Consider the following 25,249-nt stretch of genomic DNA (forward strand, 5'->3'; position numbering starts at 1 on the left):
GACAAAAGCGGAAATAGCGGGCATTTCTATGTCGATAGGTCTTTTTTGGCGGCCAATGCGGCAACGATGTCCTGCAATTCCATCGATTTGGGTCTGTGCAGATAAATCCCTAGCGCGCCCAATAAGCTAAAAATGTAGAGCGTGTTGAAATCGTCCCCCAACAGGAACATCAGCGGGCCAAACAGGCTGACCGCTTCTATCATGCTTTGCGTGACGATGATGGTGACCAAATAGCGTTGTTCTGCGCTTTTTGCTCCGGGCATGGTCTGGTTCAGGCGCAGGAAGATGTGACGTATCAAATTGGTCAGTGGAAACAGGACGATGGCAACGATATACAGAATGGTGCGAATCAGGATGCGATCGGGCTCGGGGACATCGATACGAATCTCGCTGCCCCATGCGTGGCAAATCAGGTTGTAGATGGCCAGTAGCGCCAGCATTGCGGCACAGATCAGCCAGTGCGGAGTCAGATTATTGGTTTGTTGAGTCGGTGTGAGCATGCCGGTTCCTCGATAGATGATTGCGGTAATCGCGCAGGATAACGGTAAAGGCTATGAAGTCATAAAGAGCGTGAATCACGATGGGTGTCAGCAAATTGCGTTCGCCACCGTAATCCAGGCTCATGCCCAGATACAAGCCCATCAGCATTGCCAGTGCCGCATACAAGGGTGTTACCGCATGCACCAAGGCAAACACAACATTGCTCAATATCAGGCCGGCCGTGAGGCTGGTGATATTTTCCAGCCAGGGTTGCAATACGCCGCGAAACAGGGCCTCCTCCGAAAATCCCGCAATGGCGGCCAGAATCAATAAATCGGTCCAGTGACAGCGATGCAAGCGCGCGCCCAAGGTTTCCAGCAGCAAGGTCCTGATGTGTTGCAGGGGAACATAGGGTAATTGCTGCATCGCAAAAAACAACAGTACTAACGGCAAGGTCAGCAGCAAGCCATTGGCCAGCGATTGTTCGTTGAAGGTCAGGTCGGTAAAAGGATCGACGTTCAGCAGCCAGCCCAGTACGATCGCCACCAGTGTCAAAGCGGATTCGAAATAGCAGGCCGCGCGAAAAAAACTGTCTGGCATTGAGCTGGAGTTGGGCATGGCGGGCAGACCGGCAAAAGTGGGCTAAAAATTTTATCCAAAAACCGTTAAAATTGGCAGCGATAGTCAGCCGGAGCCAACTTGATGCAATGCTTCATCTATAAAAGTTTAAAAAAAGACGAGCTTTACCTCTACCTGGAGAGGAAGGACGATTTTTCCGTTGTGCCGGAAGAATTGTTCAAAAGCTTCGGCAGGCTGCAATTTGTCATGGAATTGAAATTGACCCCAGAGCGTAAATTAGCCAGGGAAGATGTCAATCGCGTGATCGCCGGCCTCGAGCGCAAGGGTTTTTTCGTACAAATGCCGCCAGTCTTGACCCCGATGCCACTGCGCATTGCCAACAATCAGCTTCACTGAGCAGATGCCTTCCCGGCAAACCGTGCTAACATACGCATAGGAAAGCGGTTATTTGCTCACTCTCTTTAGTCAGATCAGGATAAGCAACACATGTCAGACAATCCACAAGCTTACGAAGACGCAAAGTCGAAAGGGATACTTTGGGGTTTCGGCACAATCGTAGGTGTTGTTGCAGTAGTCATGCTGCTATTGGGGGAATGGTGGAGCCGCGAACCCGGACAGTTCAACGTCCAAGACGAGGCCATCGAGCGCATGAACGTGACCCATACCGATCAGATGCCTATCGGTTATGTTTATGCCAATACCTTGGCGCATATCGCCGAAACCATTCTGTTCAAGCCCGGCGGTTATCTGACCAACGACGTGGCCCCGCCCGGCCTGTTCTGCGACAACATCCAGAACTGGGAATACGGCGCTTTGGTGATGCTGCGCGATGCCACCACCGCCCTGCGTAACCACTTTGCCCGCGATCAATCCCAATCCGCCGAAGACCCTGATTTGGCGCAAGCTGAACCCTATTTTTACTACGAGCACAATTCCTGGGCCTTGCCTTCCACCGAGGCGGAGTATGTCAAGGGCATCGAGGCGCTGCACAAATACATGTTGCGCCTGCAAAATCCCAGTTCGACCTCGAAACCGGCACAATTTCACTCCCGCGCCGACAACTTGTGGCAGTACACCGAGGTTGTGATCAAACGCTTGGGTGGCTTGTCTACCCGCCTGGCGGCCAGTACGGACAAGTTTGCCGGCGCTGCGCATGGCGATCCGTCCAATCTGGTGAACATCAACATGCCGACGATTGGCCAAACGCCCTGGCTGGAAATCGATAACGTATTCTACGAAGCGCGCGGCGCCTGCTGGGCCTTGTTGCATATCTTGAAAGCCATCAAGCACGATTTTTCCGACATCTTGCTGGACAAACGGGCCATGAATACTTTGGACAACATGATTCAAGCCCTGGAAAATGCCTTGACGCCGACCTTGAGTCCGGTGGTGCTGAACGGTGACGGCTTCGGCTTGTTTGCCAACTACTCCTTGGCGATGGCCAACTATATCGCCCGCGCCAATGCCGCCGCGCTGGACTTGCGTGACGTGATGAACAGAGGCTAAGGCCATGCAGGATAGCATCAACGAAAACCTGAAAAAGCTGGACACCTGGAAGCGCATCATCTTCATGCTGATCTATGCTGCCATCGACAGCATGGTCAAGTTGTTGCTGTGGTTGGTCGTGTTATTGCAGGTCGGCTCGGTTTTGCTGACGGGTTCCGTCAATCCCAACATATTGGGGTTTGGCCGCAGTCTGTCCACCTATCATTACCATATCCTGCTGTTCCTGACGTTCAACACAGAGCGTTTGCCGTTTCCGTTTTCCGACTGGAATTTGACCAGCGAACCGGAGTCTCTCGACAAGTTGTAAACCATGCAGGACTCACCGCGAAAAATCATCCACATCGACATGGATGCATTTTATGCCGCGGTCGAGCAGCGCGATAATCCCAAGCTTCGCAACAAACCCGTCATCGTGGGCGGCAAACCCGATTCGCGCGGCGTGGTCGCTACTTGCAGTTACGAGGCCAGGCGTTTTGGCGTCCATTCGGCCATGCCGTCTTCCCAAGCCTACAGGCTTTGCCCGCAAGCCATTTTCATCAAGCCACGCTTCGATGCCTACCGCGAGGCGTCCGAAATCATCCGCGGCATTTTTGCCCGCTATTGCGAAAGGATAGAGCCTTTGTCGCTGGACGAGGCCTACCTGGATGTCAGCGACAGTACCCTGTTTCACGGTTCGGCTACCTTATTGGCCAAGCAAATCAAGCAGGACATCAAAGCCGAGACTCAATTGATTGCCTCGGCCGGGATCTCCTACAATAAATTTCTGGCCAAAATCGCGTCGGACCTCGACAAACCGGATGGCTTGTATCTGATTACCCCGGACAGGGCCCTGGAGTTCGTGGAAAAACTGCCGATTGGCAAGTTTCATGGCATTGGTCCAGCGACCGAAAAGAAAATGCGGGAATTGGGAATATCGACCGGTCTCGATTTGAAGCGGACGCCGTTGGCGGTGTTGCAACGGCATTTCGGCAAGTCGGCGGCTTATTACCACGATATAGCCCACGGCATAGACCGACGCATGGTCAATGCTCGCCGGGACCGTAAATCGATCGGCGTAGAAACCACCTTTGCCGAAGATCTCGCCGATCCGCTAGAAATCCAGCAACATTTGCTGGGTTTATTGCGGCAAGCGCTGAAAAAACTGACGGAAAAGCAGATGACGGCGTATACCTTGACCATCAAAATCAAGTACCAGAATTTCGTTCAGATTACACGGGGGCGCACTTTGCAAGAGGCCATCGCCGACACCCCGAATACGGTTCTGCTGCTGACCGATTTACTGAAAAATACCGGCCTTGGCGAGAGAAAGGTTCGCCTGCTCGGCGTCACATTGTCCGCCTTGCGGTCACGCGATACGTTGACCGGCTATCGGCAAATGGACCTGTTCGAGGTTATGTGAGCCAAGCCCGGCCGATTCTGGCAAAGGACTGAGAATGCGTTGGCGCGTGCGGGTCTTGAACCTAACGCTCATGAAGGCGTCGCTCCCACAATGACTTTCAGAGCAAAAACATCAGTAGTCCACGAAAAGCACGAAATACACGAAAGCAATCAATGCGTTATCAACTTTATGCCTTCACCTGTTGGGTGGCATTTTTCGAGGTAATAACTGATTGAAATTTTTCTTGCTCCCTTCGTCCGAACTCAGGACAGGTTTTATGTCTTTCGTGGATCAAAGTCTTTTTCTAGGTTGATTGAGTCGATCCGGTTGCACAGCGTAAAAGCAAGCAACCGGAATCCGACTATAATCTGACCCGTTAGCTTTTTTTGATTCTTGCGACGATGAGATTGCCTTACCGACACATCATGGGTTTAGCGCTGGTCATGCCGGTACTGTTATTGGCAGGTTGCACCAGCACGGAAAAATTGCCGATAAGCAAACAGGGTTCATTGGGCCCCGGCAATACCCGAGCCGCGATCGATGCCTTGCGATTGCAGGGCCAGCCTTATGTGTATGGCGGGAAATCGCCGGAGGAAGGTTTCGATTGCAGTGGGCTGGTGGTTTATGTCTATAACCGGCAGGGACTGAAGTTGCCGCGCACGACGCAATCGTTGGCGCAAAAACTGCCGATGGTAAACCCCGAATATCGCTTACCTGGCGATTTGCTGTTTTTCAATACCGACAAGCCGTTCTCGCACGTCGGGATTTATGTGGGGGATGATAATTTCGTGCATGCACCCAGCAGTCGCACCGGTCGCGTCATGAAGTCCAGCTTGCGGCAACCCTATTGGCGCGAACGCTTCATCGGCGTCCGTCGGCCGTTGCTTAATCCGGGGCTGTCATTCAACTCAACCGGCGATACGTCTTGTAATTATCAGTGAGTCATTAACGTGATGCGTCCACATAGGGCGTTGCGATTTATGGTTATGACTTATTGAAATTTTCGTGATTTTTATATCCTTCGTCGATCAATATAGATCTATCGGATCGACATCCAGCGACCAGCGCACTTTCTTGGCCTCCTTAAGCTCTGCAAGCAACGGTAATGCCGCATCCAGCAATTGATGCAGCGCTTTTCGCTGCGGGCTTTGCAGCAGCAATTGAAATCTAAATTGTCCGGCGCGACGAGCCATGGGGGCCGGTACGGGACCCAAGACCTGAATACGCCCAGCGTTCAATGGCGGAAGCAATTGGCAGACAGCCTGCAGAAACTGCTGCGGAGCCAGCGCATTGTTCGCGTGAACCCTTAGCAGGGCTTGGTAAGCGCAGGGAGGAAGACCGGCCTGTTTGCGCTCTTGCAGCGCAACTTGGGCAAAGGCTTGGTAGCCTTGGCTGAGCAATATAGTCAGCATCGGGTGGTGTGGCTGGCGAGTTTGCAGGACGACATGGCCGCGCTTATCGGCTCGCCCGGCGCGTCCCGCCACCTGTACGATCATTTGCGCCAGCTTTTCGGCGGCATGGAAATCGACGCTGAACAAACCGCTGTCGATGTCCAGGATCGCCACCAAGGTGACATCGGGAAAATGATGGCCTTTAGCCAGCATTTGGGTGCCCAGAATAATATCGGCATGGCCGCTATGGATTTGCCGCAGATACCCTTCCAGAGAACCTTTGCGCTGCGTCGTGTCCCTGTCCAGGCGCACGATGAGTTTGTTGGGGAACAAATCGGTCAAGGTCTGTTCGATGCGCTCCGTGCCCATGCCTAACGGCTGCAATTCACCGGTGCCGCAGGCCGGGCAGCGGTTGATCAGGCTTTGCTCGAATCCGCAGTGGTGACAGCGCAGGCGGCGTTCGCCGGCATGTATCACCATGTTGGCGTCGCAACGGATACAGCGGGAAACCCAGCCGCAGCCATGGCAGATCAGCACCGGAGCAAAGCCGCGGCGGTTCAGAAACAGCAAGACTTGCTGTCCTTTTTCCAGAGTGTTATGCATCAGTGTGATCAAGGGTTCGGACAAGCCCGCCTGCATCGCCTTGTTGCGGATGTCCAGAACCTGAAATTCCGGCTCGACCGCATTGCCCGCACGTGCCGAAAGTTCCAGCAGCCGATAGCGGTTACGCTGAACATTGAACAGGCTTTCCAATGAGGGCGTGGCGGAACCCAGCAATACCGGGATGTTCAGCATTTTGGCCCGGGCAATGGCCACATCGCGCGCCGAAAACCTAAAGCCTTCCTGCTGTTTGAAAGAGCTGTCGTGCTCTTCGTCCAATATGATCAAGCCCGCCCGCGGCAATGGCGTGAACAGGGCAGAGCGCGTGCCGAGCATGATGGGCGCCCGGCCTTGTTGCATATGCAGCCAGGCGTTCAGGCGCTGGCTGTCATTCAGCTTGGAATGAAAGCAGACGATGGGTACCTTGAAGCGCTGGCGAAAACGCTGCTCCAGTTGCGGGGTCAGTGTGATTTCCGGTAACAGCACCAATACCTGCAAACCTTGTTGTAATGCTTCGGCAATGATCTGCATATACACTTCGGTTTTGCCGCTGCCGGTGACGCCTTGCAGCAAAGATACCGAAAAGCGGCCCAAACCCGCAACGACAGCCTCGATGGCCTGCCGTTGCTCCGGATTGGCGAGCAGTGCCTTGGGTTTTTCAAAGATGTCGGCAGGGCGTGCCGGCTCGATGTGCTCCTGTACCAGGCCTTTTTCCAGCAGGGCCTTGAGTGCCGTCTTATGTGGCGCCAGCGCGCTCGAAGCAATGGCCGAGGGATGCTCTCGAAACAAGGTGAGCAAGGCTTGTTGTTTTGGCGCGCGCTTGAGTTGTTCGGGCTCTATTTGCCGTCCCGATTCGGTCAAGGCATAGCTGGATTCGTGTTGCAGTATCGCGGGTTTGCCTTGGCGCAGGGCAACCGGAAACGCGGTGGCAATCACCTCGCCCAGGGGATGGTGATAATAGCGGCTGGCCCATTCTAATAAACGCAAATCATGGAAGAACAGCAGTGGTTCGGCATCGAGAATTTCTTCCGCATGCTTAAGCCGCTTGGGATCGACCTTGCAATCCTTAGATTCGATAACTCGCCACACCACGCCAGTTTTCGTTGCCTTGCCAAACGGTACTGAAACCCGTACACCGGGGGCAATGGTCGATGAAGCGTATTGCCGGGGCGGCCAATAATCAAACAAACGATCCAGCGGTACCGGGATGGCAATTTGCAAAATCTGATTTGGCGGGTTATCGCGGTTAGCCATGCAAGGTGATGGTTTTTTGAAATTGCAGCTCTAAGTGATTATCGAGGCTGAGGAAAGTCGAGTTACTCACAAATGCTGTGGATAACTCTGTGGATTGGCGTTGAACAACAAGGCTTAGTGGCGGTTTTTATTACGGATTTGTTAAATTGGCCAAGATTGAGTCAGAAAGATTAAGTATAATAAAAACAATGAGTTATGGCTGTATTGAGCTTGGGCCTAAAAATTCGTTCGCCGAAAAAATGGCTTGCATTCTTTCAAATAGGGGTTTGTGAATAACCTTGACTATAAACAGCGATTCGATACTTTCATGGCTGCGTTTTGGATGCAGAATTCAGCCAAATTGCCCCTAGGCTAAAGGTCGCCAGCAATAAAAAGGCAATCAAGGTCCAACCTGGAATCGTCAATCCAAGGAAAATGCCCTCGATTTGCGAGCATTCGCCGGTGCCTGTCAACATCAGTTTGATGGTGTCCGCCAGCGGGAAGTTTTGAAAGACATACTCCAAACCCGGACTACATTCCGGGACTTGATCGGGCGGCAAATGCTGCAGCCAGACATGGCGCGCGGAAATGCCGGCTCCGACCAGCGCCAATGCCGCGCCGATCAGCGCATAGATTTTTACGCCCCGATTATGAATGGCCGCCGTCAGAAACAGCAGGCCGGTTGCCATGATCGCCAAGCGCTGGGAAATGCACAATGGGCAAGGCTCCAGCTCTTCGACGAACTGCAAAAAGGCGCCGAAACCCAGCAGGGAACAGCAACCGAGAAATCCCAGAAAAAACCAGAGGCGGGTATTGAGTGTTGCAAGCATCGTTATCATTGAGTACCGTAATAGTCGAATAGTGCGAGCATCCATGGCCAGCGTGTCAAAAACACCTTGCCCTGGTGGCCGAAAGAAGACGACGATAAAATTATGTATCATCGAATTGTAACCCGTCACCATCATTTGCGGACGGCTTGTCCGCCAAGAGCGGAAATCACGGGATGGAACCGCACGTTTGACGATTATACTCATCTATACAGCTCAGCGAGTTGTGTTCGGCTAAATTGACTTGGCCTTCAAAAACGCTTTAATGATTTAGAGAATATCTCATGCCATCGATTGAATTCGTCAGCTTGGCTGGCGCCGTGTTGTTGCTCATCAGCATTTTTTCCAGCAAATTAGCCAACAAAGTAGGCATTCCGTCGCTGTTGTTCTTTCTGTTGACCGGTTGGTTGATCGGCAACTTCGGTGGCGTCATGCTCGATAATATCGAAATCGCCAAATTCATCGGCGATTTTGCGTTGATTTTCATTCTGTTCGCCGGTGGGTACGATTCGCATTGGCCCAATATACAGCCGGTGCTATGGCAAGGACTGTGCCTATCCACCTTCGGCGTATTCATCACCATGCTGTTGTTGGGTAGTTTTGCCTGGTTCATCCTTGGTTCGTTCAGCAGTTTTTCCTTGGGCATCCACGGCATCACGTTTGCCGAAGGCTTGCTGTTGGCGGCCATCGTGTCCTCCACCGACGCGGCGGCGGTATTTTCGGTGCTTCGCTCCAGTCGACTGGATCTCAAGGGTAAATTGCAACCCTTGCTGGAACTCGAATCCAGCAGCAACGACCCGATGGCGGTATTACTGACAACCAGTTTGATCAGCTATATCGGCGCCGGACATGCGTCCTGGCTGGAAGGCGGCTTGTTCTTGGTCATGCAGTTGACGATAGGTGTCGTCATTGGCTACGGCGCCGGACGCGGCATGGTTTGGCTGTTGAATCATCTGGGCTTGAGCTCGGCGGGCTTGTATGCGATTGCCTCGATAGCGCTGGTGCTGTTGACCTTTAGCGCGGCAACCTTTTTCAAGGGCAACGGTTTTCTTGCCGTGTATGTGGCCGGGGTCGTGGCGGGTAACCACAAAGTGGTGCATCAGAATTATATAGGGGCTTTTCACGACAGTTTTGCCTGGTTGATGCAAATCATCATGTTTTTGACGCTGGGCATGCTCTCCGTGCCGCATAAGGCCGAGCTTTCCGCGCTGGCCAGCGTGGCCGTCGCCGTCAGCCTGTTTCTGATGTTCGTCGCCCGCCCGCTCAGCGTTTTCATCAGTTTGTCCTGGAGCAAGATCAGCATCAAGGAAAAGCTATTGATTTCCTGGGTGGGCTTACGCGGCTCGGTGCCTATTGTGTTGGCCACGTTTCCGCTGGCATTCGGCATCAAGGAAGCCGGCGAGATTTTTGTGCTGGTCAGTTGCATCGTGGTGATGTCGGTTTTGATCCAGGGCTTTTCTCTGGCACCCGTGGCTCGCTGGCTGGGATTGGCGGATAAAAAATGACGGACGCCAGATTGCTTGAATCCTGCCAAGCTGATTTTCCACGTCCTCTTGAAAGGCCCTGATTCTCATTGGAAAAATTAACGCCAGGCATAGCTCGGGAGTGCAATAGGATTTCGTCAGAAATAACTTCCGCATTCTGTTCCCTCTCCCTTCGGGAGGGTTAGGGTGAGGGATATAAATAGGGGCGTTATTAGGGACGAAATCCATAGCGCTAAAGAAACCACCGGTTACCGCTCGACAGGCGTTTTTTTAGTGTGCCCAGGATATTTCCACCGACTTTTTTCATTTCGTCTTGGATATATTGCATCTGCTCGCTCCGCGCCACTTCGAGCAACAAGGCCGAAACACCGACGAGGCCGGCTTTGCAACGTGCCCAGATCAATGGCCGCATCGCCGTGGCCGATGCCAGGACATGGGCGGCATACCCTTGCAGCCGTCTATCCCATGCCTGCGGCAGCCACATTTGATACAGGCTCAGGCCAATCTGAAAGTTTAGCGACAGCCCCAGCAAACCGCCGCTGAGCACCAGTAAATACGCAAAAGCCGGCGTTTCCCGCGTCAGATACCAGGCAAAGATGTCGGTCAGCATGCTCATGAACGGTATGCCTATCGTCAGGCGTTTTAGCCAGACCGGTATATCGCACAGAATGAACAGCTTGCCGACGAAAAACAAAATAAAGGCAATGCCGAACAGGTGGATATGCGAAACCCTGACCAGCGACGGAATCGACGCGCCGCGATCGGACTCGGTCAGTTTGACGACCTGTTCGTAGCTGGTCAGTGGCGGTACCTTCAGTCCACTGGCAGGAGAATGGCAAGCCAGGCAATCGCGCTGCAGGATTGGCGCAACCTGCGTTTCATAGAGCGCTTGCGGCGCGCCGGAGGCGATCCAATCCAGAATGGCGCTTTTGTCTTCGGTCGATTTCAGGTTGCCGGCCATCGGCCCATTGATGGCGGCCGCCAAACGGGTTTGCTCGGGACTGCCGTGATAGGCAATCGCAATATCGGCTATCGACAAACCGGCCTGCCCATCACGCCCTTGATGGGTAAAAAAAACCTGCCCCAGGGAAAATAAATAGCCCAATCCGATGCTTAACAAAAACAACGTATTGAGTATGCGTTCGGAAACGGAAATATCATTGAAGCGTTGACAGTTTGCCATGACCCACCTCTTGCCTACTAGAACACAATGTCATTCAGCAAGATACGTGCCTCAATAGATTCATTAAAATTCAATCAGTTATAAACTCGCATTCCAAAAATGAGGGCCTCGCTGGTGCATGTCCGCACCGATGTCGTGCGTTTTTAACATTAGTTGCGCATTCGCAACATCAGCGTAAGGACGACAGCCTCAGTCAGCACTCCCGAAGAAGGGCGAGGTAACAGTCAAAACAGTTCCCTCTCCAGCGAGGAGAGGCGCTTTTACGATACCCTCCGGCTTGAGGAGCGGGACATATCTTTTCAGGTAATATATTGATTGATGCGCCAGTCTATTCCATCGATCAGGCGATTTACGCCACATTCCGGCGGGCCAATAGGTGCCGGTGGGCGGTTATATCATGACGGTAACGATAGCCTTTCATGAGTTGTTGGGATGGCTATTGGCTTCGCGATACAGCGGGGGCAGACCTCGCACCAGGTTTGATTATTTCTCTAGCATTGGCTACATGGAATAGAATAGGCCAAGGCTTGCAATGAAGCAGGCAAATCCAATTTAGGAGAGAGTTAATGGTTGAAAAATATGTGTCCTTGTCCGAGGACGATCGAGAGCGAATACATCAATTGTCGGTAATGGACGGCACCCTGGGGCCTTCGGTGCTCGATATTCGCAGTCTTTACGCAAAAACCGGGTATTTCACCTATGACCCTGGATTTACCTCGACCGCGAGCTGCTCGTCCAAAATCACCTTTATCGATGGCGAAGCCGGCATTCTGCTGTATCGAGGTTACCCGATCGAGCAACTGGCGGAAAAATGCGATTTTCTGGAAGTCTGCTATTTGCTGCTGAACGGAGAATTGCCCAACGGCGCGCAGATGAAGGAATTCGTGACCACCGTCAGCCAGCACGTGATGGTGCATGAACAATTGACCAAGTTTTACAGCGGCTTTCGCCGCGACGCCCATCCGATGGCGGTTTTGGTCGGAGTCGTGGGCGCCTTGTCGGCGTTTTACCATGACGTGATGGACATTACCTGCCGCGAGGACCGCTACATGTCGGCCATCCGTCTGATCGCCAAAATGCCGACCATGGTGGCGATGTGCTACAAGTACAGTATCGGCATGCCGTTCATCTATCCCAAACGCAAGCTGGGTTACGCCGAGAACTTCATGCGCATGATGCACGGCGATCCCTGTGACGAATACATTCCCAATCCGGTGTTGACGCGGGCGCTGGACCGCATCCTGATCCTGCACGCCGACCACGAACAGAACGCTTCGACCTCGACTGTCAGATTGGCGGGATCCAGCGGCGCCAACCCCTATGCCTGCGTGGCGGCGGGCATTGCCTGTCTGTGGGGCGCCGCGCATGGTGGCGCGAACGAAGCTGTGTTGAACATGCTGGAAGAAATCGGCGACGTGTCGCGTATCGGTGAATATGTGGCTCGCGCCAAGGATAAAAACGATCCCTTCCGGTTGATGGGCTTCGGGCACAGGGTGTATAAAAATTACGATCCGCGCGCGAAATTGATGCGCCAGACTTGCCACGAGGTATTGGACGAGCTGAATCTGAACGATGATCGTTTGTTCAAACTGGCGATGGAATTGGAGCGGATTGCGCTGGAAGACGAGTATTTCGTCGAGAAGAAACTCTATCCGAACGTGGACTTTTATTCCGGCATCGTCCTGCGGGCCTTGGGGATTCCGACCGAGATGTTCACCGCGATCTTCGCGCTGGCAAGATCGGTGGGCTGGATTGCGCAATGGGATGAAATGATTTCCGATCCCGAATTGAAAATCGGCCGGCCGCGGCAGTTATATCGCGGGGTGCCGATGCGCGATGTCAAACCGATTTCCAGTCGTTGATCCTATAAAAATCATTGGGTCCACGAAACACACGAAAATCACGAACAGTTTCAAAAAGTTATTGCTCAAAAAGCCGACACCTTGTGGGTAACCAAGCCACGTGACGTAACCAACTGTTTTATTTCGTGTCTTTCGTGCTTTTCGTGGACTACTGATGCTTTTAGGTTGATCAGTAAAACGGCAAATTTTTTACAACGTCGAACATGGCGGGAGCCGTGCGGTTCCCGCGAAGCTTTTAAACATGACCTGGCGCCATAGGACGGTATTAATCGTTCGGCTTATTGTATGGTGCTGGTGAAGGTCATCGAACTGACGACGATTTATCGGCTTTCATGCGGGCGGCTGCTAACTTGGACAATGGCTTGCTCAATGGCCTTGGCTACCGCCATGCGCATGTCTTCGTGATCGCGTTCGGTCAGGTTGGCGCTTTTATCGGTCATGTTGCGCACGTAACAGGTCGGTAACTTGTTCAGGGCGATACAGGCCACGTCTTCCAGCGACGTCCGCGACAGGGGGGCCAGCGTGTTTTGTTGCATGAGCCATAAGTGGTCTATCACCAGCTGCTCATAGTAGTTGCAGATATCCAGCATGAAAGCCTCTTTATTGTCATGAGTTGCACTAAGGATAGCCAATAAATCGGCCTAAGGCCATCGTAGCCCAAGCATGATGCCGTGGTGCTTATTCCGCGCGCAAGGCTTCCAGCGGATTCAGCTGCGCGGCTTTCATGGCCGGCGTTATGCCAGAGACAATGCCTATCAATAGCGACACTGAAAAGGCCGCGGCTATATAACTCCAGGCCAGTTCTACCGGTAGCGCAGGCACAAGGGCGGCCGCCAGTTTGACCAGAGCCACCCCCAGCAGCACGCCGCCCGCACCGCCGGCCAGGCTCAGTAACAGTGCTTCGCCCAGGAATAATCTAAAGACCACACGACGTTCGGCGCCTATCGCGCGCAATAAACCTATCTCGGTGATGCGTTCGGATACGGCGATGGTCATGATGGTCAGGATGCCGACCGAGCCCACCAGCAACGAAATGCTCCCCAACGCGGCCACCGCCATGGTCAGAACGCTTAGAACCGAGTCCAATTTTTCCAGCATCTGATTCTGGGTGATGATGGTGAAGTCTTCCGCGCCATGACGGGCGATCAAGTGACGCTTGAGATTGCGCTCCACGATTTCGCTGCTGGCCTCGTTGTCGTACAGCACGTCGATTTCCATCAGGCTTTGGCGATCGAACATTTCCATTGCCTTGTTGCTGGGAATGTAGACGGTGTCGTCCATGTCGAATCCCAGCATTTGACCCTTGGGCTCCATGACGCCGATGACGCGAAAACGGTCGCTACCGATGCGGATGCGCTGCCCCAAAGGGCTGGCGGTGCCGAACAACTCCGCATGCATCTTGCTGCCCAAAACCGCAAACGCGCGCGGATTTTCCAGGCTGTCGTCCGGCAGGAAGCGCCCCATGGCGAGCTTGAGCTTCCATATTTCAGGCAATGCCGCGCCGACCCCGAATACGTTGGCGCGCCGTTGCTTGTTGCCTGCTTCGATCCGGGCATTGCCTTGTACCATCGGCATGGCCGCCTGGACGTAATCGAGTTTTTGCAGGCTGAGTACATCGGCATTCGATAGCGGGCGCACGGTACTGATGGTCGCGCCGGACAGGCCGAAGGTGGTGGTTTTACCGGGTGTAATGGCTATCAGATGCGTCCCGAACTGGGTGAATTCCGACAGGACAAAGCGATGGATGCCGCGGCCAATGGATGTCAGGATCACCACGGCGGCAATGCCTATGATCAAGCCCAAGGCGGTCAGCATGGAACGTTGTTTGTGGCTGCCGATGCTGCGTAAGGCTAGCTTGACTAAGTCGGTCCAGTTCATGGCTTTATCGTCTGCCCAAGGCCAAGATGGGATCGAGTCTTGCCGCTTTGCGGGCGGGCAGCACACCGAAAATCAGGCCGGTGGCCAATGCGACCGACCATGCGGACAACCAGGCCCAGGCCGGCAAGTTGAGCGGGAAATCGGGATAAAGCCAGCGTAACAGCCAGATTCCGATCTGACCTATCAGGCTACCGAAAACCGCGCCGATGAGCGACAGCAAGGCTGCCTCCGATAAAAATAGATTGTGTATTTGGCTTCGAGTCGCGCCCAGTGCTTTCAGTAGACCGATTTCAGCGGTGCGCTGAGTTACACTGACCAGCATCACGTTCATCACCAATACGCCGGCGACGGCTAAACTGACGGCGGCGATGCCGGCGACCGTCAGTGTCAGAGCCTTGAGGATTTTATCGAAGGTGTTGACCACGCTGTCCTGGGTAATCACGGTCACATCGTCCTCGCCTTCGTGTCGCTGTTTGATGATGGCGCGCACGTCGTCGACGGCCTTGTGCATGGCGGTTTCGGACTCGGCCTCGATCAATACGCGAAATAGGGAATGGCTATCGAATAGCGCCAGGGCCGATGCAACAGGCACGATGACGAGTTCGTCGAAACCCACCCCGATCGATTGCCCTTGCTTGGCCAACACGCCGATTACCCTGAAACGGCGGTCATTGATGCGTAGCCATTGGCCGACGGCATTCTGCCGCGGAAACAGTTCCTCGCGTATGGTTTGGCCTATTACGCAAACGGGGAGTTCTTTATTGGCGTCTATCACAGGCAGGAATTGGCCTTGCTCGATTGACAAATGACGCACTCTTTGCAGGGCGTGGCTGGAGCCCATGATATTGGTTTCCCGCTCCAGGCCCGCGAACGATACCGGAGCCGAGCATATGCTGACCGGAGCAATGGCCACGACATGCCGGCTTCTAAGCAGGGCGGCTGCGTCGTCCAGCGTCAAATCGCGCGGTGTTTCCCCAAACAGTGGAGGGTGGCCGCCGGTGGTCTCGGTGCGTCCAGGCAAAATGATCACCAGATGCGTACCCAACGATTTGAATTCATTGATGACATAATTACGCGCGCTATCGCCCAGCGCGGTCAAAATATTCACCGAGGCTACGCCGATGCTCATCGCCAACACAATCAGCGCGGCGCGCAATGGTTGAGTCTTGATGGCCTTGGCCGCATGCAGCAGGATGTCTTGAAATAGCATCGTCTAACTCGGGTTGTTATCCGGGCAGTTTAGCCGGATAAACGCCAAAGGCATAGCCGAGGCCGCTAAGTCATGGGCAGGAAATAAAGCAATGAATTGTGCGAATTGATTCGCACTGCGCGGATAAACCTAGAAAAATCATTTGGTCCACGAAATACACGAAAATCACGAAAAGTTGCAAACTGTTTTCATCCTCAAGAGCTGCACCGGACAGGTGAATCGATAAGCGTTAATAACGCCCCCACAGAAAACTGGGGTGATTGCCTAGCATCGAGCCAAACGCCTGTGCAAAAATAAGCTTTTTGGCAGGCTGTCGCAAAACTACTGTAGTCTTTTCAGCCACGCACTCACTTCGTGCGGCTTGGATGCGTGATCGGAAATCAAGACAATGATGTCTTCATAGCCAAATTTCCTGGCAAGCGATAAGGCATTGTCGCCTTTTGGCGTTTTGAGTTCTGGATCGGCGCCATATTCCAATAGCAGCACCACTATATCCGACTCACCCATTGAGATCGCCAACATTAGCGGCGTCCATCCCATCTGATTGCGCACGTTCAAATCCGCGCCATGTTCTATGAGTTGCATGGCCAATTCCTTGAAACCGCGTGTTTTTTTGCCGCATGCCTCTAAAAGAGGCGTCAGTCCAGAAGCATCTTTCACATCGGCATCGGCCCCTGCTTTGAGCAAAAGGTTGGCAATAATGGTGAAATTGTTCTTTATTGCAATTTGAAGACAGCTGTTTCCGAGTTCGTCACTGGCATTGACATTGATGCCGGCCCGGACGAATAGATCGACTAATTTTTGGCTGCCTTGATTGATGGCCTTTATAAATTCGGGCACCGTAAAATTGACGCCGATCGACTCAAGCTGTTTGATAGCTTCAATCTTTGTTTCCGCCTGCTTTAAATTCTCGGCTTCCCTGAAATGATAAAGCCGGTGTATGTCTTTAAAAGCATCTTCATCGAAGCCTTTACGTCCGCCTCGGGTGTCGATCAGAAGCGAGGTAAAATAGTCATTGATGCCAGGTTTATTCCATAGCGCAACAATCTTTTTAAATACATGGGGATATTTTTGTTGCAACGCCGCGGGGTAATCTTTGCCCAAAGATTCAAAGAGTTCATGTTTCATCTGTGTTTCATTATACCTCATCAAGACAGCGTTCGAATCCTACGCATCAGCGGCGTGACGGCGCCATGTTGCTTGCCCCGGACGGCCTCGTCTTCCGCATGCCGCCCCTCCTCTTTATCCTAAAAATGGCCGTAAGTCCACGAAAATCACGTAAGAAATCATTACGTTATGAAGTCTATCGATTCACCTGTCCGGTGCAGCTCCTAGGTGTGATAACTGTGTGCAACTTTTCGTGATATTCGTGTGTGTCGTGGACCAAATGATTTTTCTAGGTTTATAAGCCAATGCGGCGGATATTCGCCACGCAAGCCGGTGAACCGGTAAAATAACGCTTTGATTTCGATACCGAGTTTTTAAATTGACGCCTACCGCCGTAACACCAGCATCCATTGAACAGGCCGCCGATTTGCTGCATCGGGGCAAATTGGTCGCCATTCCCACCGAAACCGTTTACGGCCTCGGTGCCGACGCCTCGAATCCCGAGGCTGTCGCCAAGATTTTCCAGGCCAAGGGCAGACCCGCAGACCATCCCTTGATCGTGCATTTGGCCTACGCTTCGCAAATGAAGGACTGGGCCGAAGAAGTGCCCGACTCTGCGTTGCGCCTGGCCAGCGCATTCTGGCCCGGCCCGTTGACGATGATTTTACGCAAGAAAACCTCCGTGCCTGCCGTCGTCACCGGCGGCCAGGAAACCGTCGCCTTGCGCGTGCCCGATAATCCGGTGGCCTTGTGGCTGCTCAGGGTGTTTGGCGGCGGCATCGCTGCGCCGTCGGCGAATCGATTCGGCCGTATCAGCCCCACCACCGCGCAGCACGTAGCCGAAGAATTGGGCGATGCCGTGGACTGCATTCTCGACGGCGGCCCCTGTACGGTCGGCGTGGAATCGACCATCATCGACCTGACCGACCAACAACCGACGATCTTGCGCCCCGGCCGCATCACCCGCAGTCAACTCGAGGAAGTCTTGCAGCGCGAAGTCGCGCTGAAATCGCAGCATAAAATCCGCGCGCCCGGCATGCTGGCTTCGCATTATGCTCCGCACACGCCAGCCTATCTGTGCGCCACCGCAACCTTGCTGGAATTGTTGGAAGAGAAGAGCGAGCAAGGTAAACAGGTCGGGGTATTGGTGTTCAGCGAATCACTCAATCTGGCCTGCCAACATTTGCTCAGGCTGCCACAGGTGGCGGAAGACTACGAAGCCGCCTTGTATGGCGCGCTACGGCAACTGGATAAATTAGGGCTGGACAGCATCCTGGTCGAGCAGCCGCCCGAAACGGAAGAATGGATGGCGGTAAACGACAGGCTCGGCAAAGCCACGATATGACGGACGCCGACTGGATGCAACATGCGCTGAGACTGGCGCAACGGGCAGAACAACAGGGCGAAGTCCCGGTCGGTGCGCTGTTGGTCCATGAAGAGCGCTGTATCGCCGAAGGCTGGAATCAACCCATCCAAACCAACGATCCGACCGCGCATGCCGAAGTCGTCGCCTTGAGAAAAGCCGGCCAAATCCTGCAAAATTACCGCCTGATAGACACCACCCTGTATGTCACGCTGGAACCTTGCGTCATGTGCATGGGGGCGATTGCACATGCCCGCGTCAAGCGTCTGGTATTTGGCGCCTTCGACCCCAAACGCGGCGCGGTATGTCATGCGCTGCAACTGAGCGATGCGCCGTTCCTGAATCACCGGGTGGAATGGAGCGGCGGCGTTCTGGAACCAAGCTGCGCCGAGCTGCTGACCGATTTTTTCAAGGCCCGCCGCGGACGCCCGTGAGCGATTGGTCCAAGCTTTGCGACAAACTAATCCAACAAGCAGCCAGTTGCAGACAACCGATAGCAATACAGAAGGGTGGCGCGGCTATCGCTCAGTTCGATGATCTCATCCGCAGTCCATGCCGGTACCGGAAAAGACGAAGACAGCAACAGGCTTCCCTTCGGCATTTCCCGGCGACATTTTTCGCCCAAGCGCCGCATCACCGCCGGCGACAGAAAAGCAAACACGATTGCGTAATCGGCAAGCCCACATTGCCAGAAGTTATTTCGGATCACCGTCACATTGGGTAAATGCCGGCAACGCCAAGCCAATATCAGCCACGGCAAGGGCGCGTTTTCCACTGCGGTGATTTTTAGCCGTGGGTTCATTCTGGCCAACGGCGTCACGACGCTGCCCAAGCCGGCGCCCAAATCGATCAGACTGTCCGCTTGTTCGGTTTCCACGATGACACTCAAGGCTTCGGCTACTTTGGTCGACGACAAAAACAACGGCACTTCGCCCTTGAACGTGCCCCAAAACACCAATAGCGACAACAACAAAGCCATTGGATACAACCAAGCCGGCAGCGGATGCTGCACTAGCAGCCAGGCGGCCGGCAAAAACGAAAGATGTATCGGCAGCCACCACACCGGTTGCCCAAATCCACGGGAAAGCAAGGCGGCCAGCAAGCCTTGAACGCCAATGATCCAGCCAGGGCTCAGCCCAAACCGCGCCAGCCTGCCGGCCAGCGCAAGCACGCAAAGCAAGGCGAGGATTTGGCAAATCAAGGCCTTGATGGGTTGCAGCCCGACTATTCGCGGCACGAGTGAATCGATGAAGGGAAAGTAGCGGACTTATTCGGCATCGGCCGTAAAGCATGCCGCCGCGATCTCGTTATCGCCATGGGCCACAAATAAATCCGGCAGCACGTGATCGGCAAGACGCGTGAACGCAGCAAGCCATCATGTTTACGGGCTGATTGCGGGTCCCGAGACACGCGTGTTTTGCTTAACTTGCGGGGATACGCCCGGCAGGCTAACGGGCGCTGCCGCATCGGGGAGGGCGCCCTCATGCAGCACCTGCCGTTCGGTTTTTTTGTTCATGACGATGATCGAAATCCGCCGATTCATCGGATCGTTTGGATTGTCGGCATTGTAGGGAATGCTCGAAGCCAAGCCGACGATACGCAAAATCTTTTCTTCACCCAAGCCGCCCAGGTTGAGTTCATGCCGGGCGACATTGGCGCGGTCGCTGGAGAGTTCCCAATTGGAATAGCCCGTTCTATTGCTCGGAAACGGCAATGCGTCGGTATGGCCGTTGATGGTCACCTTGTTGGGCAATTCATTGATCACGGGCGCCAGCTCATGCAAGATCATCTTGGCATGATCTTCGATGCCGGAACTGGCCAGCTTGAACATGGGCCGGTTCTGGGCATCTATGATCTGGATTTTCAGCCCTTCCGGCGTCGTTTCCAGCTGGATTTGCTCCCGATATTCCGCCAGCTTGGCATTGGCATTCAGCATGGATTCGATTTTTTCCTCCAGCTTTTCCAGCTGAATTTTCTCCTGCTCTTCCGCCAATTTTTCAATATCTTCCGGGCTCGGCTCGGACGGTATTTCTTCCCCCATGTGAACCTGCCCCTGATCCTGGGAACTCAGATCGGAACCGCCGCCCTGAATCACGCTGCTGCGATCGGCCATGCCTTCGCCGCCCGCTTCGATGCGGACGCCGAAAGGATCCTTAAAGTATTCGGCAACGCCTTTCCGAGTGCCCTCGTCAGTGGAGCCGAGCAGCCACATCAACAAAAAAAACGCCATCATCGCGGTCACAAAATCCGCATAGGCGATTTTCCACGCCCCACCGTGGTGGCCGTGGCCGCCTTTCTTTTTGACTTTCTTGACGATGATGGTAGGTTCGGCCATCGCGTTATCCTTTAGCGCCTTTCAACTGCTCTTCCAGCTCCGTGTAACCGGGGCGGATATGATGAGGGATGGTGGTGCGCATGAATTCGAGCGTCATGACCGGCGACGTGCCCTTGGCGCAATTCAGCAGGCCCTTTTGCGCGCAACGATACACATTGGCTTCGTCTTCCAGCCGGTCTTCCATCACGGCGGCAACCGGCGCGACGAAACCATAGGAAATCAAAATACCCAAAAATGTACCCACCAGCGCCGCCGCGATCAATTTACCCAATTCCGCGGGCGGGATACCTACCGATTCCATCGTGTGAACCACCCCCATCACCGCGGCAACGATACCGAAAGCGGGCATGCCGTCAGCGAGGCGTTGCACGGCCTTGATCGGGGCATGGCCTGCTTCGTGATGAACTTCGATTTCGGCATCCATGATTTCTTCCAGTTGATTGACATCGACACCGGTCAATATCAAGCGCAATTTGTCACTGATGAACTCCATCAAATGATGATCGTGGACGATTTTTTCGCCGAAAATCGAGCTGCCTTCAGGATCGTCGACGACTTTTTCCAAAGACAATAAGCCCTCTTTACGCGCCTTTTGACTCAGGGCATTGAAGCTCATCAATAATTCCAGGTAGTAATCCTTGGTGTAACGGCTACCTTTCAATGTTCCCATGCCACCGGCCACGGCCGCCTTGATCGTGCTCAGCGAATTACCCGCCAGAAAAGCACCCATGGCCGCGCCAAAGATGATCAACAATTCGACAGGTTGTATCAAAACCCCGATATGGCCACCGGCGATCAGGAACCCGCCCAATACGCAGCCCAAAATCACCACATAACCAATGATGACGAACATGTCTACCTCAAAGAAAAGTTAAACTGCAAATAAGTCAGGATTCCGTCAAAAACGACTTCGGCATTTTCCCTCACCCGCAGGATTGGGGGAGGGGATGCACAGGGAAGTGATGTTTGACCATAGTCTTAATTGTGGCGAGTAATCGATGGCCACTCAAGAGATTTCATCAAGCTACCCGGATTCCAAAAATGCGGTAATCCTTCAGTCCCTTGCCGCTAAAACAAACCGGCAGCCTGGCTCCCCCCTTTATTGAAAAAGGGGGCTGAAGACTTACCGAAAACGCTTGGAAACATCCTGTCGTCAGCTGACCGCAGCGCTTTCATCGTGCGGCGAATGCATGGCTTTGTGTTTCAGCACCAATTTGCCCAGGGCCGGCAGCAACACAAAAGTACAGGCCATGATCCAGAAAATCCCGATGGTGATTACCAGGCCCATGCTGGCAATCCCTTCATGCGGCGAAAAAGCCAGACCGACGAAGCTGGAAATGGTGGTCAAGGCACCGTAGAACATGCCGCGCGCGGTGCTGGACTGGTAGATGTTCTGCTCCTCCGACAACGAATGATGCAATTTCTCCACCATGTGTATGCCGTTATCCACGCCCAGGCCCATCAATAATGGCAACGCAATGATATTGGCAAAGTTGATCGGCGTGCCGGTGAACACGGTGGAGGCCATCGTGAACAAACCCGCCAGCACCAAAGGCGTCATCACCAGGAAGGTATCGACGAAGCTGCGCCGAATGAACATCAACAGCAGCGCGATGGAAACCAGCGCAATGATGATGGCCTGCTGAAACGCCGCAATCACCGCTTTCATCGACTCCCAATACATCACCGGCAGGTCGGTCGCATTCGGCGCCACCGCTTGCACTTCGGTGATGAAATTCTGTAAATGCTCCAGATCGTTCAGATCTTCCTTGGGAAAAATCTGAATGCGGTATAAACCTTCCTTGCTCAGCCAGCGCTCGCGGATGTCATCCGGGATAGTTTCCGGCGTGATCTCTTGGGCTTGAAAACCGGCCAACAATTGATTCATGACCGTCGGCAGCGTGCCCAGCAAGGACGTTTGAATCTTTTCGATGAAAACGCCACGCTCGGGTTGGAAACGGGCATCGAGTTCGATCAGGACGTCCTGCAACTCCTTTTTGAAGACTTGCAGGGATTGAATGTCCCTAGGCTCGGTTTTCTTCGGCAGATTGGCGTCTATCGCCGCGATCATGCGCAAGATACCCGGCTTGGGATCGGTAGCGGTTTTCAACTGCGGAAACGCCTGACTTTGCGGGCCCAGCGTCATTGCCATGTCGTCGATGATGGCCAGTTTGCCTTCCTGATCGTCCGGGACGAAATCGAACAGGCTGACGGTCTTGTCGACGGTCTTCAATCCAGCCAAAGTCTTCCGCATGGCTTTTGCTTCCGCTTCGTTGCTGGCCAAAACGGTTAGCGTCATCGGCGAGGTTTCGCGGGCCTTCATCAAATCCTTGAACGCGATCACCGATTCGGTATGCGGATCGCGCAAATTCAGCGGGTTGAAATCGGTTTTGACCTGAAACACCAAAAAGATGGCCGCGACCGTCGCCAAAGCCGTCAAACCGGTAATGGGCTTGGCATGATGCAGGGTAAAGGCCGCCAGCCATGCCGAAAACTTGGAGGCGCCCGGCAGTTCGCCGCGTTTCAGATGATGTTCGGGCGGATTCGGCAAGACTCGCAACAATACCGGCAACACGGTCAAGGTCACGAACAGGCAGATGAACAAACTGGTGCCCGCCAGCAAACCCAGCTCGGAAATGCCTTGATAATCGGTCGGCACGAATGCGAATAAGCCAATGGAGGTCGTGCCCGCGCACAAGATCAAGGACGGACTGGTATTCAGCACGGCCTGCCGTATCGCCTTGAGCTTGTCCTTGCCGTACATATCCAGATTGTCTCGATAGCGCAGGCAAAAATGAATGGCATATTCCACCCCCAGGCCGATGTTGGAAACCGCGAAAGCAACCGAGATCAGATTGAGTTCCTTGACCGCCACCGAAGCAAACAAGCCGCAGAAAATCATGCCCAAGGTCAGCGTCAGCAGCGTGGCCAACATCAACAGCCAGGAATGGTAAGCGATCAGCAAAATACCGCAGACCAGCACGACGGAAAAAATGCTGGCATTGAACGTGCCCTCGCTCATGCCGGCCATTTCGTCATGTTCCAGCCCGACTTCGCCGGTAACCCAGACCTTTACCGCCGGCATGTTGGGGTCCTGTATCTTGTTGGCGGCGGCGCGAACGGCATTGATGGCGGGCTCGACCGGCAGAATGCTGCTATAGTCGAACTTGGGCGTAACGAAGATAAAAGCCTTGTCGGACTGGCCTTCCCGGATATTGTTCTCTGCGATCAACTTTTCCCAGGACAGCAGGTCGGTCTCGCCATTCAAAGTCTTATGCAGGGAGGTGCTGACTTTGTCGATCAGCGACATCAGGTCGATGGGCACTTCCTCGGTCTTGCTTTCGGCGTTCAGCGCATCCTCGAAAATCGAGAAAAAGCCGTTCAGGCTAGGGTCCTGCGAAATGCGGCCGATGAAGGGCTGGGCCTGTGCCAGCGTCACGGAAAAATCCTGCAGCTTGTCGCTATCCAGATACAACAAGCCATTGCGCTGGAAAAATACGTTTTCGTCGGGACGGTAGACTTTACTGAAATGTTCGCTATCGGCCCTTAATTCCCGTCCCAGGCGCTGCGCGGCCGCCTTGGTCAATTCCGGACTGGAGGACTCCAGCACCAACAGCAGGGTATGCACTTCCTGGCCGAACTGCTGCTCGAACTTGCGCCGATTCTGCTGAAATTGGGATTCCGGCGCGATCAGCTCGGCGGTATCCGTGTTGACGCTCAGATGCGTGCCCGTGTATTCCACGGCCAGATAGGCCAGCACTGCCGCCGCGGCCAGCACCAGCGCGGGCGAATACAGCAACCAGTTACTCCAGCGATAGGCCAGATTGCGTAAATGCAGTTCGATCGACATGGTTAAGCGCTCACCACCGTGTTGATCAAATAAAGGGTATAACCCGCGTAGACGGCAATCAGCACTGTGCCTTCCAGACGATTGATACTGCCGTTACCGTTGCGTTCGTAACCCATCGCGAACAGCGCCAGCGTCAATAGCGCCATCAAGGGCCAATCGCGATTGACGATCTCGAGCGGAATCGACATCGGATGAATCACGCCGGCCACCCCAACCACGGCCAGGGTATTGAACAAATTGGAGCCGATGATGTTGCCGACCGCCAAATCGTGTTCGCCCTTGCGCGCGGCCATGATCGACGATGCCAGCTCGGGCAGCGACGTGCCGATGGCGACGATGGTCAAGCCGATGACCAGATCGCTGACGCCCAGGTCCCGCGCAATCGATACCGCGCCCCAAACCAGCATGCGCGAACTGATCACCAGCAGCACCAGACCGGCAATCAGCCAAATCCAGGCCTGAAATTGCGACATGGCGTGTTCCTTCAGTTCGGCCTGCACTTCCTGCTCAAGTTTATCGGCGCTCGCTGTTTTCATGCCCTGAATCACCATCCAGGTCATGACGGCCGCGAATACGACCAATTCCAGGGCGGCATCCAGGCGGCTCAAATCACCGTCATAAAGCTGGGCGATGGCCAGCAAGGTCACGCCGAACAGAATGGGCAGTTCCTTTCTGATCACTTGCGAATGCACGGCGATCGGGCTGATCACCGCCGTGACGCCCAAGATCAGCGCGATATTGGTGATATTGGAGCCATAGGCATTGCCGAGGGCGATACCGGGGCTGCCTTCCAATGCGGAGAGCGCGGAAACCGACAGTTCCGGCGCCGACGTACCGAAACCCACGACCACCATGCCGATCAGTATCGGCGACATCCCTAAATGATCGGCGATCGCGGCCGCGCCCTCGACAAACAAATCGGCGCTCCAGACCAAAATAATCAAGCCCAGAAATATCATCAACAGTGGCAAAGCCATAAATTA

At 54.1% G+C, this 25,249-nt stretch carries 23 protein-coding genes; 9 read left to right on the top strand and 14 right to left on the bottom strand.

Going from position 1 to position 25,249, the window contains the following annotated elements; all coding sequences use genetic code 11:
- Window positions 1–26: 26 nt before the first annotated feature.
- Window positions 27–500, bottom strand: a complete 474-nt coding sequence (locus NM686_RS01155) for a hypothetical protein (protein ID WP_255190114.1) — start codon at window positions 498–500, stop codon at window positions 27–29.
- Window positions 472–1,080 carry a CPBP family intramembrane glutamic endopeptidase gene (locus tag NM686_RS01160; RefSeq protein WP_269022200.1) on the bottom strand — a complete coding sequence of 203 codons (609 nt, stop codon included), beginning with the start codon at window positions 1,078–1,080 and terminating at the stop codon, window positions 472–474. The genes NM686_RS01155 and NM686_RS01160 overlap by 29 nt, the downstream gene beginning before the upstream one ends.
- A 102-nt stretch (window positions 1,081–1,182) precedes the next feature.
- On the opposite strand from NM686_RS01160, the gene NM686_RS01165 reads away from it, so the two are divergent.
- The 5 genes from NM686_RS01165 (at window position 1,183) to NM686_RS01185 (ending at window position 4,884) form a co-directional block, all read left to right on the top strand.
- On the top strand, window positions 1,183–1,455 hold the full coding sequence (locus tag NM686_RS01165) for a YcgL domain-containing protein (RefSeq protein ID WP_255190116.1): 273 nt from the start codon (window positions 1,183–1,185) through the stop codon (window positions 1,453–1,455).
- Window positions 1,456–1,545: 90 nt separating this feature from the next.
- On the top strand, window positions 1,546–2,565 hold the full coding sequence (locus NM686_RS01170; protein ID WP_255190117.1) for a DUF2333 family protein: 1,020 nt from the start codon (window positions 1,546–1,548) through the stop codon (window positions 2,563–2,565).
- A 4-nt stretch (window positions 2,566–2,569) separates the two neighbouring features.
- Window positions 2,570–2,872 carry a DUF4389 domain-containing protein gene (locus tag NM686_RS01175; RefSeq protein WP_255190118.1) on the top strand — a complete coding sequence of 101 codons (303 nt, stop codon included), beginning with the start codon at window positions 2,570–2,572 and terminating at the stop codon, window positions 2,870–2,872.
- Between the two features lie 3 nt (window positions 2,873–2,875).
- Window positions 2,876–3,964 carry a DNA polymerase IV gene (dinB, locus tag NM686_RS01180; RefSeq protein WP_255190119.1) on the top strand — a complete coding sequence of 363 codons (1,089 nt, stop codon included), beginning with the start codon at window positions 2,876–2,878 and terminating at the stop codon, window positions 3,962–3,964.
- 380 nt (window positions 3,965–4,344) lie between these two features.
- Entirely contained in the window at window positions 4,345–4,884 is a 540-nt protein-coding gene (locus NM686_RS01185) for a C40 family peptidase (RefSeq protein WP_255190120.1), read from the top strand.
- Between the two features lie 87 nt (window positions 4,885–4,971).
- On the opposite strand, the gene NM686_RS01190 is transcribed toward NM686_RS01185, so the two are convergent.
- Both NM686_RS01190 and NM686_RS01195 read right to left on the bottom strand, forming a co-directional pair.
- Window positions 4,972–7,188 (bottom strand): primosomal protein N', encoded by a 2,217-nt coding sequence (locus NM686_RS01190; protein ID WP_255190121.1) that lies wholly within the window; start codon window positions 7,186–7,188, stop codon window positions 4,972–4,974.
- 305 nt (window positions 7,189–7,493) lie between these two features.
- Window positions 7,494–7,997, bottom strand: coding sequence for a disulfide bond formation protein B (locus tag NM686_RS01195; protein WP_255190122.1), 504 nt, complete (start codon window positions 7,995–7,997; stop codon window positions 7,494–7,496).
- 281 nt (window positions 7,998–8,278) lie between these two features.
- Between NM686_RS01195 and NM686_RS01200 the strand changes: the two genes are divergently transcribed.
- Window positions 8,279–9,499: a potassium/proton antiporter gene (locus NM686_RS01200; RefSeq protein ID WP_255190123.1), complete on the top strand. Its 1,221-nt coding sequence runs from the start codon at window positions 8,279–8,281 to the stop codon at window positions 9,497–9,499.
- A 211-nt stretch (window positions 9,500–9,710) separates the two neighbouring features.
- On the opposite strand, the gene NM686_RS01205 is transcribed toward NM686_RS01200, so the two are convergent.
- A complete protein-coding gene (locus NM686_RS01205) occupies window positions 9,711–10,661 on the bottom strand; it encodes a hypothetical protein (protein WP_255190124.1) in 951 nt (316 codons plus the stop codon).
- A 566-nt stretch (window positions 10,662–11,227) separates the two neighbouring features.
- Between NM686_RS01205 and gltA the strand changes: the two genes are divergently transcribed.
- A complete protein-coding gene (gltA, locus tag NM686_RS01210; RefSeq protein ID WP_255190125.1) occupies window positions 11,228–12,523 on the top strand; it encodes a citrate synthase in 1,296 nt (431 codons plus the stop codon).
- Between the two features lie 320 nt (window positions 12,524–12,843).
- Here the strand turns inward: gltA and NM686_RS01215 are convergent, their stop codons facing one another.
- From NM686_RS01215 to NM686_RS01230, 4 genes are all read right to left on the bottom strand, one after another.
- Window positions 12,844–13,113, bottom strand: coding sequence for a late competence development ComFB family protein (locus NM686_RS01215; protein WP_255190126.1), 270 nt, complete (start codon window positions 13,111–13,113; stop codon window positions 12,844–12,846).
- Window positions 13,114–13,201: 88 nt separating this feature from the next.
- Window positions 13,202–14,401 (bottom strand): ABC transporter permease, encoded by a 1,200-nt coding sequence (locus NM686_RS01220; RefSeq protein WP_255190127.1) that lies wholly within the window; start codon window positions 14,399–14,401, stop codon window positions 13,202–13,204.
- A 4-nt stretch (window positions 14,402–14,405) separates the two neighbouring features.
- Window positions 14,406–15,611, bottom strand: a complete 1,206-nt coding sequence (locus NM686_RS01225; protein ID WP_255190128.1) for an ABC transporter permease — start codon at window positions 15,609–15,611, stop codon at window positions 14,406–14,408.
- Between the two features lie 321 nt (window positions 15,612–15,932).
- Entirely contained in the window at window positions 15,933–16,739 is an 807-nt protein-coding gene (locus NM686_RS01230; protein ID WP_255190129.1) for an ankyrin repeat domain-containing protein, read from the bottom strand.
- Between the two features lie 358 nt (window positions 16,740–17,097).
- On the opposite strand from NM686_RS01230, the gene NM686_RS01235 reads away from it, so the two are divergent.
- Window positions 17,098–18,063 carry an L-threonylcarbamoyladenylate synthase gene (locus NM686_RS01235; RefSeq protein ID WP_255190130.1) on the top strand — a complete coding sequence of 322 codons (966 nt, stop codon included), beginning with the start codon at window positions 17,098–17,100 and terminating at the stop codon, window positions 18,061–18,063.
- The gene (gene tadA, locus NM686_RS01240; RefSeq protein WP_255190131.1) at window positions 18,060–18,515 is read left to right on the top strand and encodes a tRNA adenosine(34) deaminase TadA; all 456 of its coding nucleotides are present in this window, start codon (window positions 18,060–18,062) and stop codon (window positions 18,513–18,515) included. The genes NM686_RS01235 and tadA overlap by 4 nt, the downstream gene beginning before the upstream one ends.
- Before the next feature lie 26 nt (window positions 18,516–18,541).
- Here the strand turns inward: tadA and NM686_RS01245 are convergent, their stop codons facing one another.
- From NM686_RS01245 to NM686_RS01265, 5 genes are all read right to left on the bottom strand, one after another.
- Window positions 18,542–19,318, bottom strand: coding sequence for a class I SAM-dependent methyltransferase (locus NM686_RS01245; RefSeq protein WP_255190132.1), 777 nt, complete (start codon window positions 19,316–19,318; stop codon window positions 18,542–18,544).
- Window positions 19,319–19,462: 144 nt separating this feature from the next.
- Complete coding sequence (motB, locus tag NM686_RS01250; protein WP_255190133.1) at window positions 19,463–20,416, bottom strand: flagellar motor protein MotB; 954 nt, start codon at window positions 20,414–20,416, stop codon at window positions 19,463–19,465.
- 4 nt (window positions 20,417–20,420) lie between these two features.
- Window positions 20,421–21,269 carry a flagellar motor stator protein MotA gene (gene motA / locus NM686_RS01255; protein ID WP_255190134.1) on the bottom strand — a complete coding sequence of 283 codons (849 nt, stop codon included), beginning with the start codon at window positions 21,267–21,269 and terminating at the stop codon, window positions 20,421–20,423.
- A 300-nt stretch (window positions 21,270–21,569) separates the two neighbouring features.
- Window positions 21,570–24,266, bottom strand: a complete 2,697-nt coding sequence (locus NM686_RS01260; protein ID WP_255190135.1) for an MMPL family transporter — start codon at window positions 24,264–24,266, stop codon at window positions 21,570–21,572.
- 2 nt (window positions 24,267–24,268) lie between these two features.
- A complete protein-coding gene (locus NM686_RS01265) occupies window positions 24,269–25,243 on the bottom strand; it encodes a calcium/sodium antiporter (protein WP_255190136.1) in 975 nt (324 codons plus the stop codon).
- Between the last annotated feature and the right edge of the window lie 6 nt (window positions 25,244–25,249).

Source organism: Methylomonas rapida (assembly GCF_024360925.2).
Taxonomy (GTDB): Bacteria; Pseudomonadota; Gammaproteobacteria; order Methylococcales; family Methylomonadaceae; genus Methylomonas; species Methylomonas rapida.

Bases quoted from the DNA above. Each gene is read 5' to 3' on its own strand.
- NM686_RS01195 (WP_255190122.1), bottom strand. From the start codon at position 7,997: ATGCTTGCAACACTCAATACCCGCCTCTGGTTTTTTCTGGGATTTCTC.
- NM686_RS01260 (WP_255190135.1), bottom strand. From the start codon at position 24,266: ATGTCGATCGAACTGCATTTACGCAATCTGGCCTATCGCTGGAGTAAC.
- NM686_RS01215 (WP_255190126.1), bottom strand. From the start codon at position 13,113: ATGCTGGATATCTGCAACTACTATGAGCAGCTGGTGATAGACCACTTA.
- NM686_RS01165 (WP_255190116.1), top strand. From the start codon at position 1,183: ATGCAATGCTTCATCTATAAAAGTTTAAAAAAAGACGAGCTTTACCTC.
- NM686_RS01170 (WP_255190117.1), top strand. From the start codon at position 1,546: ATGTCAGACAATCCACAAGCTTACGAAGACGCAAAGTCGAAAGGGATA.
- NM686_RS01155 (WP_255190114.1), bottom strand. From the start codon at position 500: ATGCTCACACCGACTCAACAAACCAATAATCTGACTCCGCACTGGCTG.
- NM686_RS01190 (WP_255190121.1), bottom strand. From the start codon at position 7,188: ATGGCTAACCGCGATAACCCGCCAAATCAGATTTTGCAAATTGCCATC.
- motA (WP_255190134.1), bottom strand. From the start codon at position 21,269: ATGTTCGTCATCATTGGTTATGTGGTGATTTTGGGCTGCGTATTGGGC.
- dinB (WP_255190119.1), top strand. From the start codon at position 2,876: ATGCAGGACTCACCGCGAAAAATCATCCACATCGACATGGATGCATTT.
- motB (WP_255190133.1), bottom strand. From the start codon at position 20,416: ATGGCCGAACCTACCATCATCGTCAAGAAAGTCAAAAAGAAAGGCGGC.
- NM686_RS01185 (WP_255190120.1), top strand. From the start codon at position 4,345: ATGAGATTGCCTTACCGACACATCATGGGTTTAGCGCTGGTCATGCCG.
- NM686_RS01230 (WP_255190129.1), bottom strand. From the start codon at position 16,739: ATGAAACATGAACTCTTTGAATCTTTGGGCAAAGATTACCCCGCGGCG.
- NM686_RS01200 (WP_255190123.1), top strand. From the start codon at position 8,279: ATGCCATCGATTGAATTCGTCAGCTTGGCTGGCGCCGTGTTGTTGCTC.
- NM686_RS01205 (WP_255190124.1), bottom strand. From the start codon at position 10,661: ATGGCAAACTGTCAACGCTTCAATGATATTTCCGTTTCCGAACGCATA.
- NM686_RS01225 (WP_255190128.1), bottom strand. From the start codon at position 15,611: ATGCTATTTCAAGACATCCTGCTGCATGCGGCCAAGGCCATCAAGACT.
- NM686_RS01265 (WP_255190136.1), bottom strand. From the start codon at position 25,243: ATGGCTTTGCCACTGTTGATGATATTTCTGGGCTTGATTATTTTGGTC.
- NM686_RS01160 (WP_269022200.1), bottom strand. From the start codon at position 1,080: ATGCCAGACAGTTTTTTTCGCGCGGCCTGCTATTTCGAATCCGCTTTG.
- gltA (WP_255190125.1), top strand. From the start codon at position 11,228: ATGGTTGAAAAATATGTGTCCTTGTCCGAGGACGATCGAGAGCGAATA.
- tadA (WP_255190131.1), top strand. From the start codon at position 18,060: ATGACGGACGCCGACTGGATGCAACATGCGCTGAGACTGGCGCAACGG.
- NM686_RS01175 (WP_255190118.1), top strand. From the start codon at position 2,570: ATGCAGGATAGCATCAACGAAAACCTGAAAAAGCTGGACACCTGGAAG.
- NM686_RS01220 (WP_255190127.1), bottom strand. From the start codon at position 14,401: ATGAACTGGACCGACTTAGTCAAGCTAGCCTTACGCAGCATCGGCAGC.